The sequence below is a fragment of the Streptomyces sp. NBC_01433 genome (assembly GCF_026340105.1).
In the GTDB taxonomy this organism is placed as follows: domain Bacteria; phylum Actinomycetota; class Actinomycetes; order Streptomycetales; family Streptomycetaceae; genus Streptomyces.
Genome location: NZ_JAPEPM010000001.1, coordinates 3,987,896 through 3,999,918 on the forward strand (window position 1 = coordinate 3,987,896; position 12,023 = coordinate 3,999,918).

Annotated in this window: 7 protein-coding genes; all 7 read right to left on the reverse strand. The window is 71.2% G+C overall.

Annotation, left to right across the window (positions count from 1 at the left end; all coding sequences use genetic code 11):
* Positions 1-14: 14 nt before the first annotated feature.
* Positions 15-6,440, reverse strand: a complete 6,426-nt coding sequence (locus OG413_RS18015; protein ID WP_266806786.1) for a DUF4157 domain-containing protein — start codon at positions 6,438-6,440, stop codon at positions 15-17.
* The gene (locus OG413_RS18020) at positions 6,437-6,724 is read right to left on the reverse strand and encodes a hypothetical protein (RefSeq protein WP_266806788.1); all 288 of its coding nucleotides are present in this window, start codon (positions 6,722-6,724) and stop codon (positions 6,437-6,439) included. The genes OG413_RS18015 and OG413_RS18020 overlap by 4 nt, the downstream gene beginning before the upstream one ends.
* Positions 6,715-8,910 (reverse strand): ATP-binding protein, encoded by a 2,196-nt coding sequence (locus OG413_RS18025; RefSeq protein ID WP_266806790.1) that lies wholly within the window; start codon positions 8,908-8,910, stop codon positions 6,715-6,717. The genes OG413_RS18020 and OG413_RS18025 overlap by 10 nt, the downstream gene beginning before the upstream one ends.
* Positions 8,911-8,940: 30 nt before the next feature.
* On the reverse strand, positions 8,941-9,849 hold the full coding sequence (locus OG413_RS18030; RefSeq protein ID WP_266806792.1) for a DUF4255 domain-containing protein: 909 nt from the start codon (positions 9,847-9,849) through the stop codon (positions 8,941-8,943).
* 4 nt (positions 9,850-9,853) lie between these two features.
* Complete coding sequence (locus OG413_RS18035) at positions 9,854-10,597, reverse strand: hypothetical protein (RefSeq protein ID WP_266806793.1); 744 nt, start codon at positions 10,595-10,597, stop codon at positions 9,854-9,856.
* Entirely contained in the window at positions 10,590-11,345 is a 756-nt protein-coding gene (locus OG413_RS18040) for a hypothetical protein (protein WP_266806794.1), read from the reverse strand. Before OG413_RS18040 ends, OG413_RS18035 begins: the two co-directional genes overlap by 8 nt.
* Before the next feature lie 152 nt (positions 11,346-11,497).
* Positions 11,498-12,022 carry a phage tail protein gene (locus OG413_RS18045; RefSeq protein ID WP_073723339.1) on the reverse strand — a complete coding sequence of 175 codons (525 nt, stop codon included), beginning with the start codon at positions 12,020-12,022 and terminating at the stop codon, positions 11,498-11,500.
* Position 12,023 lies beyond the last annotated feature (1 nt).

The following is a 12,023-nucleotide window of genomic DNA, read 5'->3' on the forward strand; positions in this document are numbered from 1 at the left end:
GAAACATGTGATCCTCATTTTTCTTTGTGCAGTGGGTCCCATCCGACCTTCCCTGCATTCTGGAGCTTCTTCAACTGGGCGATCGCGTCATCCAGTTTGAGTAGCATTCCCGGCCCTCCGCTGGCTCGCCGCTTGCGCATCGCCGTCTCGAAATCCCGCACTGTGGTGAACTGGCGACCGGGCTGATCAGAGCGTTGCTGCGCAATGTGCTCTCCCACCGACATCGGGACCTTGAGCCATTTGCGGATCTGTGTGGGCCCGTAGGTATTGATCCAGAGCTTTCTCTTCTCGTTGAGCTGTGGTGGTTCGAGATCGAGGCCGAAAGACTTGTGGAGACCCTTCCGCTGCCAGTCACCCCGCTGCGAACCTGTTCCCCTGAGGTGGCGGTACTGCCCGAAGGTGGAGCGTATATACGTCGGGATATCCGAGACGGCCCCTGTGTTGCCGAACTTCACCCTGGACTCATACCAGATCGGGGGGTCGTTATTGAAGAGGTCCCAAGCTGGCTCTTCCACGCCGAGTTCGAGGTCCTTGTTCACCCCGCGGCGGGCCGGCACGAGATTGTTCTCGGTTCCCCTGCCGCCGAGGCGCTCCGGGAGGAGGTGTGCCCTGACCCAGGCTCCGCCTTGCTGGAGTTTGCGCGTGGGGTGCGTGATATAGCCCCAGCCGGGCGGACTACTGCGGGGCGGGCTGCCCTTTGTGGCGCGCGGTGCGCTGAGGAACTCGGCGCTGATCGTACTGGCCCTGCTGCTGTGGAAATCGGGGAGTTTCGGCTTCGGCAAGGCGGTCGCCGGTGCCCCGGGCGGACTGGGGAAGGCCGACGGCCCGGACGAGGGCCCCGAATAGACTCCACCCAGAACGGGCATTGACGGATTCAGCGTCGCTACGACAGTGAACGGATCGCCTCCAGCAGGTGCGAGCCCCGTGAGCCGGTAGTAGAGACGCGTCGACTTCAGGAGGCCGAGGAAGGGCACGCGGGGAACACCGTTGCGCATCCCGTCGTACAGCTTCGGGCGTATGCGCGCCACGATCTTGCGCAGCCGATCGTCCTTGGACTCCTTCGAGTCCTCGTCCTTCTTGCGCTGATCCTTCTTGTCCTGCTTCTCCTTGGCCGGGTCCCTGTCCTTCGGCTTTCCGTCCTTGTCCTTGCGCTTGTCCGGCCTCGGCTTCTTCGGGTCCTTGCCGTCGTCCTTGTCCTTGGGCTTCTTGCTGTCCCCGTCCTTGTCCTTCGGCTTGGTGGGCTTGCCCGGGGCGTCCTTGTCGCCGGGCTTGTCCTTGGGCTTTGTCTGGTCTTGGTCCTTCGGTTTGGCCGGGGTGTCCCTGTCGTCCTTCGGCTTCGTGGAGTCCTTGTCGTTGTCCTTCGGCTTGCCCGGGGTGTCGTCCCTCGGCTTCGGCTTCGTGTCCGGCTCGACCTTCGGCTTCGGTGGGGGATCCGCTTTTGGCTTGGGCTTCGGGGACGGGGTCGGGCGGGTGTTCGGCTTGTCGTCGTCCTTGGTATGCGGCCGGCCGTTCTTGTCCTTGGACGTGGACGTGGGCGTCGTCGTGGGCTTCTTGCCGTCTCCCGGGCCCGTCTTCGGCTTGCCGTTCGGGCCCGGTGTCGTGGGCTTCGTCGTAGTCGGGCGGGCGTTCGGGGCCGTGGACTTCGGGTGCTGGTCCTGGGCCTTCTTGTCGTCGCCCTTGCCCTTGTCGTCCGAACCGGCGGCACCCGGGCCCTTGTCGTTGCCCTTGTCGCCCTTGCCGAGCTTGGCCGCGACTCCCTTGAGGCGCCTGCCCACCTTCGACACGTACTTGCCGATGCCAGTCAGCAGCGCCTGGTACAGGACCTCCAGCAGGGCGACGACCCCCGCCGCGACCGCCTTGGCGAAGAGGATTCCCGCGCCCCCGCTGCGTACAGCCTTCAGCCAGTCCAGCACCATGCCCAGCGCGCTCAGGATCGCGCTCAGCGCGCCCCACGCCGTGCGGATGGCGTCGATGACGGCCATCACCCAGCCCGCGCCCGGAATCAGCTTGGCGACGATCTTCGTCATGACCAGTTCGCCGATGATCAAAGGGAGTTGGGGGACCACGGCGTCCCACGCCTCCTTGACGATCTCCTCCATCTTGATGCCGCCCTTGAGCAGCTTGTCCAAGATGGCCTTCGGGACGCCGATGATCTCCTGGATCTTGTCGTTGAACCACTGCTTGACCGCGGCCTTGACCTCGCGGAAGAGGTGGTTCTTCGCGCCGTCCACCGCAGAGTTCTTCGCGCCGCCCAGCCAGCCGCCGGGGTCGGAGAGGAAGTCGACCGCGATGAGCATCCAGTCGCCGAGCGCGCTCAGCAGCTTCGAGGCGAAGTCCAGGACCGCCTTCACGGCGTCCATGACCGCCTTGACCACGGCGTCGAGCATCTTCTTGAGGAAGTCCAGGATGCCGCTCAGCAACTTGCCGATGGCGTCCAGCAGATCCGTGACGATCTGCTTCAGCATCGTCGCGAGCCTGTTGACCAGGGCGATCGCGGCCGCGATCAGACCGGTGATGAACTTCCGGATGCTGTTGGCCAGTTCGACGATGGCCCGCACCATGGCCTTCGCGAACTCGATCAGGTCGTTGATCAGGGTCTTGATTGTTTCGACGATGAACTTGCGGGCCTCATTGATCCAGCGCTCGACCGTCTCCTTGAATTTCTTGATGAAGCCGATGACCGCGTTACGTGCCGCTCTGATGACGCGGACGATCGCGTCCTTGATCTCGATGACCTTCTTCTTGATCCAGTCGAAGGCCTTGCTGACCCAGTTGCGTGAGTCCTTGGCGCTGTCGTCGCGCTCCTTCTCCGCGTCCTTCTCAGCCTTGGTGTTCTCGTCCTGGATCTTCTTGTCGCCGTCCTCCTTCTCCTTGCCGACGTCCTCGTCGGTCTTCTTCTCCTTTTCCTTGACGTCCGTGCGGACCTTCTGGTGCCGCTCGGTCTTCTTGGTGCCGAGGGTCTTGAGCTCCGCGTCCTGATCCGTGCGCCAGTCGGCCCGCTTGGCGGTGACCTCGCTCAGGGCCTTCTCGCGCTCGCCCGCCTGACTCCTCGTGTTGGTCGCGATCTCGGCGTCGACCTTCGCCTTGTGCTTCTGCTGGGAGTCGCGGAAGTCCTTGTCCTTGGTCTGCCGGCCCTCGGACATCCCCTTCTGGCCGTCGCTGAACGCGGCCTGGAACTCCGGCCCCCGCTCGTGCTCCGCCACCTCGGAGGCCGCCTCGGGGGGTACGGCTCCGGTGCCCGCGCCACCGTCCGGCGCGGCGCCCTTCCCGCCCTGGCCACCCGGGACCTTCGCGGTCATCTGCTCCTTGGGAGCGTTGGGGTAGACCTGGTTCTCGCCCATTGGGCGCCCGGCGTCGTCCCTGCCCGTCGCGACCGTCTCCTGGCCCTTGGTGTCGACGGCCGTGCCCTGCTCGCCCGCCGTCTGCTCGGCGGCGCCCTCCATCTCCACGCCCGGCGCGTTGCCCGCCTGGGCCTTCTTCAGCGCCTCGTCCTTGGTCGGCAGCCCGGCGAACTTGGCGGCCAGTTCCTGCGGGTCCACCACGGGTTTGTCGGCTCCGAAGGCGCTCGCGATTCCGTTCACGATCTTGCCGCCGATGAAGCCCAGAGCCATCTTGAACGTGTCCCAGCCGCCCGGCTCCTCCGCCTTCTCCGCCTCGATCTGGCCCCCGGGCTCCTTGGTGCCCTTGACCTCGGCCTTCTCGTCCTTCGGGGCCTCGGACTTCGCCGCCGGATCCTGGGAGTACTGCGCCGGTGCGTCGGCCTTCGGCTTGCCCTGGAGCGTCTGCGGCGCACCGGCCGGACGCTGCATCGAGGGCGGCGCCGCCGCGAGGGACTTGTGCTCGTCGCCGACCGTGCGGTCCACGGAGCCGCTCACGCCGCTCATCGCCTGAAGTGCCTTGTGCGGCTTGAGCTTCGAGGCGGTGGACAGGCCCGCCTCCGGAGCCACCCCGGAAAGGTTCGGTGCGGCTCCCGAATCCTTCTTGCCCTTGCCCTTCCCCGGTGCGGCAGCCTTGGCGCCTCCGCCACCGCCACCGCCACCACCGCCGCCACCACCGCCGGGCGACCCCTTGGCCGCCGGTGCGGGCTTGGACGCCGCGGCCCTGGCCTCCGGTGCGGCCTTCGCCGAGGTGGGGGCGTCGGCGGGCTTCGTGGGTTCCGGGGCGGCGGGCGCCTTCGGTGCCGCGCTCTCCGTACGGGATGCGGGTTCACTCTTCGACGAGGGCCCGTCCGCCGACTCGTTCGGCGCACCCCCCGACGTATCCACGTTGGACCCGCCGGAGACATGAGTGTCCCGCGCGGGCGAGGGGGACTGTGCGTCCGCCGCCGGTTCGCTGCGGCCCGCCAGAGCCGCGTCCGTCTTCTTCTGCTCCTCCCTGGCCGCGGGCTCCGGCGCCGCCGCGTTGCCCGCCACCGCCTGCGGCGATGCCTTCTCCTGAGCACCCGCCTGCGTCTCGCCCCCGGCCGGAGTGCCCTTCTCCTCCTTGGCCGCCGCCTCCTTGGCGTCGCTCCCGGACTCCGTCCCGCCCGGCGCCTCCTGCACCGCCGTCTGCGCGGCGACCGGCCCGGCCTTCGGGTCGTCACCGCTCTTCGGGTCCTTCGACGTTGTCACCGGCCGCGCCTCGGCCGCCTGCTCCAGGGCGAGACCGTCGGACTGCGCGCCTCCCGGACCGGCCCCGTCCGCCTCGGCCGACAGCTCCGTGCCGTCGGACGAACCGGCGCCGCCCTCCTGGGGCTCCGTCTCCGCCGCCGCGTCCTCGGCGTCCTCCGCCTCCCGCTCGGCCTGCACCTGCTCGGCCTTCGTCACGGGGGGAGCGGGGAACGACGGAGCGGCCGTCGCGCCGGACGAGGACGGGTCAAGCTTGTCCGCGGTCGGTACGGCGGACACATCGAGGTCCTGCGCCGGAAGGAAGTCCTCCGGCTGGAGCTTGACGTCCCAGGCGCTCTTCTCCCCGCCGCCGACCTCGACCTCCGACCCGCTGCCGGAGGCGAGCGGGTCCTCGTCCGCCCGCGCCTCCGGGCCGTCGAGGTCCTGGTTGCGTACACCCTCCAGTCGGCTGAACGCAGCGGGCAACTGGGTGTCCTTGCCGGAGACGGCCGGCGAACCCGTGGGCTTGTCCGAGCCGCGCTTGTCCTCCTGCTTCAGCTGCTGCCCCGCCACGAGCGCATCGACCGCCCCGGGGCGGTTCTTGGCCGCGGACTCCTCCTTGCCCGCGGCCGGGGCGCCCTGCTGGTCCTGGCCCTCCTGCCCTTCCTGGCCCTCCCGGCCGCCCGCGGCCGCGTCGGAGGGCTGCTTCGCGCCGCCCGAGGACGCGGCAGCGGGAGAAGAAGAGGACGACGGCTGCGGCTGCGGCGCCGCAGCCGGTGCTGCCGCCGCGTCCGGCTGCCCGCCCTCCGGCGCCGTACCGACACCACTTCCAGGACCGGCGCCCGAGCCCTGGTTCCGCTCCTGCTCCTGCTCCCGCTCCACGTCCTTCGGACCCCGGGTGTTCTCCGGCGTGCTGCCGGGGGCGCCCTCCGCCTCGTCCCGTTCCTTCTCCGGACCCGGTGCGGCAGTGGGCTCCTCCGTCTCCGCCCGCTCCTCCTCGGACTCCCGCCGCGCGGTCTCGCGCTCGTACCACAGCTCCTGGGCCGGATCGCTCTCGACGGTGGGCGCTTCGAGCGAGTCGCGCTCCAGGTCGTCGTACGCCTCGACCTCGTCGACGAGGTCCAGTACCCGCTCGTGCTCCGAACTGAGCAGCCTGGTCTCCAGCCGCTCCAGAACGTTGTCCTGCAACTCATCCGGCAGCAGGGCAAGTTGCCTGCGGGTGCGCTTGGACCGGTCCTCCGGGTCGCCGCGCAGCGAGCGTACGACGGAGTTCGCCAGCCGCTCCACGAGCGTCGCCGGATCGATCTGCTCCATCCGGTTCCGGTCCGCGTCCACGGTCGCGTACCGCAGCCAGCCCGGCGTCACCTGCCCCTCCTCGACCCGGGTTTCGGGCTCCCCGTCCCGTACGGACTCCTGCGCCGCCGCCTCCGCCTCGCGCTCCATCGCCTGCTGCGGCAGGCTCACCGCGCCCAGGTCACGCCCGGCGCGCAGGGTGCCGAGACCGTGCGGGTTCTGCACCGTGTGCAGCAACTCGTGCGCGAGCAGCCGCTGTCCGTCGACCGTGCCGGGGCGGTACGTCCCCTCGCGGAAGAAGATGTCCTGGCCGACCGCGACCGCGTCCGCGCCGAGCATCTCGGTGAGCGCGCCCGCGTCCGGATCGGTGTGCAGCCGCACCCGGCCGAAGTCGTGGCCGAGCTGTTCCTCCAGCTCCCGCCGTACGCTCAGGTCGAGCGGCTGGCCCGCACCGCTGACGATGTTCTTCGGCTCGGGCGCGCGCGAGGCGGCGCGCTCCTTGCGCTTGCGGCGCTTGGCGGACTGGTCCGAGCGCGTCTCCTGCGAGTGGGACGTACTCATCGCGTCGCCTCACCCCCGCCCGAGAGCCCCGTGTGCACCGCGCGGGCCAGCTCCTGGCCCAAGCGCCGCGCGGAGACCGTCGCGGGCAGTGGGGGCAGTCCCGCCAGGGCGTCCAGCGCCTGCCCGCCGTCCGCGGCCAGCGGTACGCCCCGTTCCCGTACGAGTCGGCCCAACTCCGCCTGGAACGCCTCCGACACGCGCTCCGGGTCCACCCGGCCGAAGCCGTCGAGGACCAGCTCGCCGATGTCGACCCGTACCGTGCGCTGCTGCTCGTTCAGACCCATCCGTGCACCTCCGAGGGCGTCAGGGAACGGTCGAGCTTGAGGTACTCGGTACGGGCGGCCTCCAGCATGTGGCGCATCTGGAGGCGGTCGCCCTCCTCCGCCGCGAGGAACGCGCCCGACAGCGCGATGTTGCGGATGGAGCCGCCCGCCACGGTCAGCCGGGCCAGCAGTTCCGGTTCGACGCCCTTCATCGGGGCCCGCGCGGGCAGCACCCGGCGCCAGATCTCGGCCCGCTCGCTCTCGCTCGGGAACGGGAAGTCGACGACGAACCGGATGCGGCGCATGAACGCCGTGTCCAGCGCCTGCTTCATGTTCGTCGTGAGGATCGCGAGCCCCCGGTACGCCTCCATCCGCATCAGCAGATAGCTGACTTCGAGGTTGGCGTACCGGTCGTGGCTGTCCTTGACCTCGCTGCGCTTGCCGAACAGCGCGTCGGCCTCGTCGAACAGCAGCAGCGCCCCGCCCTGCTCGGCGGCGTCGAACACCTTGCGGAGGTTCTTCTCGGTCTCGCCGATGTACTTGCTGACCACCTGCGACAGATCGATGACGAACAGATCCAGACCCAGCTCCCGCGCCATCACCTCGGCGGCCAGCGTCTTGCCCGTACCGGAGCCGCCCGCGAACAGCGCGGTGACGCCGAGACCCCGGCGCAGCGTCTCGGCGAAGCCCCATTCCTGGTACACGGTCGGCCGCTGCCGCACATGCGCGACGATCTCCCGCAGCACCTTCAACTGCCTTTCAGCCAGGACCAGATCGCCCCAGCCCGCCTGCGGCTCGATCCGCCGGCCCAGCTCGTCCATGCCCATCCGGGCCTCGGTGAGTCCCGCCTGCCAGGCCAGCGCGGTGGCGTCCAGCACGCCCTCGCCCGGCAGATCCCGGGCCACGGCGGCACCCGCCGAACGGACCAGGTGCGGCGGCAGCGCGAACTGGGCCACGAGGTCGCGCAGATCGCCCTGCGACACCTCCGGTACGCCGGCGAACGCGTCGGTCCACACCCCGAGCTGCTCATCCGCGTCCAACGGCGGAACGGTGACGCGCTCACCGCGGGGGCGCGCCGTCTGCCGGGGGTCGGGACTCGATACGACCAGCGGTACGGCGGCGCTCTCCACGAACGCGTCGGTGGCGGCTGCCTGTTCGCGGTCCAGGTCGCCGATCTCCACCAGCAGCGCCGCGGGCAGCAGGATCGCCTCGCGCTGCCACAGGCGCGCCAACAGATCGCGCGCGGCCGGGGCGTTCGGAACGTCGGCGGCCGACATCTCGTAGAGGCCGAGCCCCGAGCGGCGGGCCGCGGCCGCCGCGATGTCCGCTCTCGTCCGCAGATCGCCGCCGACCAGCTCGACCCGGAGCGGCGCCCCGCGCCCCGCCCCCGCCCAGCCCGCCGCGACCCGGTTCGCCGCCAGGTCGTACGAGGCGGGCAGCACGTCCGGCACGGTGGTCCGGCGCAGCAGCCCGTGCAGCCGGGCGTCCAGGTAGGGCGAACCGGCGAGGAAGTGCAGGATCCGCTCGTCGAGCCGGAGCCGGGACGTGGTCAGCCGGGACTCGTCGTCCAGCTCGACGATCCGCCAGCGGCGCAGCGGGGCGACCGGGGTGAGGGCGCTCCAGTGCGGGTCGCCGAGCGCGGCGAGGGCGAGCGAGAAGGTGGGGTACGCGCGCTCCGGATCCCCGCAGGCCGCGGCGCAGCGGGCGGCCGTGGTGGGTTCCAGTTCGGCCGCCGCGGTCAGCAGGACGACCTCGCGCTCGAAGGCACTCAGGCCGAAGCAGGCGACGAGCGCGTCCAGGGCGGCGGGGGACACGGGCGCGGTGGGGGAGGCGAGGGCGGTGCCGGTTCGGCCGCCACCGCGGGGCGGGGCACCTACGTCCACAGCGCTCCCGGGCCGGGTGGAATCGGCCGTGGCCGTTGCCGTCGTCGAGCCCGATTCCGCGTCCGAGCCCGATTCCGCGTCCGGGCGCGCTTCCGATTCCGTTTCCGCTTCCGGGCGGCGGGCGGCTCCGGCGTGTCCGGCGCGCCCTGCACGCCCGGCGCGTCCGGCATGGGCGTCCACCCGGGCGAGGACGGCGTGGACGGCCGCCGAGAGCGCCCTTCCCTGTGCCGCCGCGTCCCGCCCCCGGCCCGCGCCTTCGCTCGCGCGGGCGCCCTCGGCCTCGCCTTCGCCCTCGCCCCGACCGGTTCCCTCGTACGTACCCATGTCCTCACCCCCCGTGTTCCGCACGTCGACTCAGCCCTTGTCGTCCGGCGTGGGCGAATCGCTCTCGGCGGTCTTGCGGGGGCGGGGCGGGGCCGAACGCCGCGCAGGGGCCTTCGTGGACTTGGGGGCGGGCGCTTCGGCCGGCGCCTTCGCGGCGGTCTTCGTGGCGGCGGGCGTGGTCTTCTTCGCCGCCGTCCTCTTGGTCGGGGCCTCAGCCCCTGCCGCCCGCTCCGCCGCCTGCGGAACAGCCGGTTCCGTGTCCGGACGGGAGGCATCCATGCCCGGAGCGGAGGTCTCCGTATCCGCCCCGGGCGGCACCGGCGCCCCGGGTGCCCCGAACGGCAGCACCCGTACCGTCCGTTCCTTCACCGGCTTCGCCGGGACCGGCTTCTCGCGGCCCTCGATGACCACCAGCGATGCCTGGTAGGCCACCGACAGGGTGTACGGGGTCTGGTGCAGCATTCCCCAGAGCTTGGACGTCTCGTCGACGTCCATGACCGTCGGCGTGAAGCGCACCTTCTGGATCGAGTCGGCCAGGTCGCTGCCCGCCAGATACGGCCGCTCGGCGGCCAGTTCGATCAACTCCTTGGGAAGTACGGGGATTTCGTGCAGGGTGCGGATCACGCAGCCCAGCAGCCGCTGCCCGACGAGTTCCGCCTCCTCCCCGTACGCGCTGATCACGTAGTGCAGATCCAGCGGCGCGGCGGCGCGGTTGCGCAGGGTGCCGTCGGCGGCGCGCGTCGGCAGGTCGTTGTTGCGCATCGCGGCGTTCGGAGTCACCTGGTAGAGGAACACCGTGATGGTCGGCTCGCTCGGCGGCTCCGACGGAGGCTTACGGGTCTCCACCTTGACCGCGATATCCATCTCGGGGCCCAGGTTGCTCTCGATCAGCAGGGCGAGCGCCTGGGTGACCGTGGCGACGGCGAGTGCGTTGCTCATGTCGTCAATCCCTCTTCCCGCCGCGCGACAGGTAGTCGTCCAGAGTCAGTACGGGGGCCGGTCGGCCGGTCTGCTGTGCGGTGCGCCCGCCCGGCGAACCGCTCGCACCGGGCGGCGCTGCCGCGCTGACCTCCAGCCGCCCGATCCGCACATGCACGACCCGGTCGGCCGGACGCGGCGCGCGCCGCCCCACCGAACCGGGCGCCGCACCGCGCGCGGCGGCGGTGTCGGAGCCGCGCGGCTCCACCGGCGCGGACGTACGGGCGAACTCGGCGGCCACCGGGGCCCGTGAGGTCGCCACGGCCGGAGCGGGCGCCGGGGCGTCGGACGCGGACGGATCTCCCCGTCGCGCCGCCCGCGCGGCCTCCGCCGTACCGGGCCGGAGCAGCGGCGACGCGGCGGCCGACGGCCGCAGCAGCGGAGTCGGTGCCGGTGCCGGGGGCCGGACCGGCCGGTCGCTCTCGCCGGGCGGCGGGGCCTGTTCGGTGCGGACGACCGTGTGCCGTTCGGTGTGCACTTCCCGCTCCGGCCGCCACGGACGGGGCGGGCCGGAGGCGGGCGGGGGAGCGGAGGGGATCAGCGCGGCCGGTTCGTCCGGCTCGGGCTGCCCCTGCCGCACCGCCTCGGCCCGCTCGAACGGTCCGGGCAGCCGCGGCCGTACGTGTACCCGCGCGCCGGAGCCGCCGGTGTCGTCCGCCGTGGCCACCGGCGCGTACCGGGCGAGGAGCCGGTCGAAGTAGTCAGGCATCGGTGCACAGCTCCAGGTAGTAACGACGCCGAAGGGGGCTGAGCGCCAGAATCTCCGGCTCGCTCCACCCGTAGGCGGTGGCGAGCACATGGACATCGAGGAGCAAGTCCCTGGCCCAGGTGTCCAGTTCGGTCCACAAGTAGGAGGAGATGTCCAGCTCGGCCAAGGTGGCCTCGCCGCATTCGGGACACGCCACGTTCAGCGTCACTTCGGCCGTCGGGTCCGCCTCCGCGGCCTTTTCGGCGATGAGCCGTTCCACCCGTTCCGGGAGCAGCTCGGCCAGCTGCTCGGCGGCGACGGGCTCCCCGTCCCGCAGGGCCCGTACCGTGCAGCCCGTCACGAGCAGCCGACGGGCCTCGGCGGGGGAGGAAGCAGCCCCGGCCGCCGCCAGGGCGGCGACGGTGGGCAGCCGGAACTCGACCACCCACCCGCCCTCCGCCACCCGCAGCGGCTGGTCCGCGACCGGCCCGCGCGCACCCAGGGCACCCGCGTCGAGGTCGAACTCCATGGCCTCGCCGCAGGCACCGCACTCGATCCGTACCTGCATCCGCTCACCGAACAGCGAGCGGCGCAGCGCGAACAGGTCCGCCTCCCGCTCACCGACCGGCACCGACAGCAAGGCGTCGGCACCGGCCCCCGGGCGGGCGGCCCGGTGCAGCAGCAGCGACCTCTCCGCCGCGCCCAGAGCCAGCCCGGCCTCCCAGGCGGCCAGCAGCTCGGCGGGACCCACCGGGGCCGTACGGGGCACGACCGGATCCGTACCGGGCACGACCGGACCCGCACCGGGCGCTGCCGGGGCCGTACCGGACTCCGCCGGGGCCGCTCGCGGGATCACGTCCCGACCCCCGCCGGACTACGACGACGAGCCATCGTCTTTCCTCCGTGCACGTACGACGCGACTCAGGCCGGGTGGGTGAACGACGGCTCGACCGGTTCCGGAACCTCGTAGTCCCGCTCCCAGCCCTCGCATTCCAGCTTCACGCTCTGGATGGCGACGGCGTTGGCGTTCGCGTCGAGTTCGCCCATGACCTGGTACTCGCTGACCCAGGCCCGGTAGAGCTTGTGCGAGACGGCGACCTGCCCGGCCTCGTTGAGGACCTGGATGATGATGTCCTTGCGGAAGTCGCGCAGCGACACCTCGGAGCCGAGACCGGCGCCGACCTGCCAGACCTTGTTGGCCCAGCGGTCGAACTCCGGATCGTGGGTCACCCCGCGTTCGAGCGTGACCCCCTCGAATTCGGAGCGGCCCGGCGACTTCCGCGGTGAACTGGGGTCGCCGCCGTGCCGGTGCTTGACCACTTCCGTGGTCCGCTTCAGTGGACTGATCTTGCTGATGCCCGCGACCGTTCGACCGTCCCACAGGACCAGGAACTTGAAATTCTTGTAGGGGTCAAAGCGATGGGCGTTTACTTGGAACTCAGCCATC

Coding starts and splice junctions, on each gene's coding strand:
- OG413_RS18015 (WP_266806786.1), bottom strand. CDS start 6,440: ATGAGTACGTCCCACTCGCAGGAGACGCGCTCGGACCAGTCCGCCAAG.
- OG413_RS18020 (WP_266806788.1), bottom strand. CDS start 6,724: ATGGGTCTGAACGAGCAGCAGCGCACGGTACGGGTCGACATCGGCGAG.
- OG413_RS18025 (WP_266806790.1), bottom strand. CDS start 8,910: ATGGGTACGTACGAGGGAACCGGTCGGGGCGAGGGCGAAGGCGAGGCC.
- OG413_RS18030 (WP_266806792.1), bottom strand. CDS start 9,849: ATGAGCAACGCACTCGCCGTCGCCACGGTCACCCAGGCGCTCGCCCTG.
- OG413_RS18035 (WP_266806793.1), bottom strand. CDS start 10,597: ATGCCTGACTACTTCGACCGGCTCCTCGCCCGGTACGCGCCGGTGGCC.
- OG413_RS18045 (WP_073723339.1), bottom strand. CDS start 12,022: ATGGCTGAGTTCCAAGTAAACGCCCATCGCTTTGACCCCTACAAGAAT.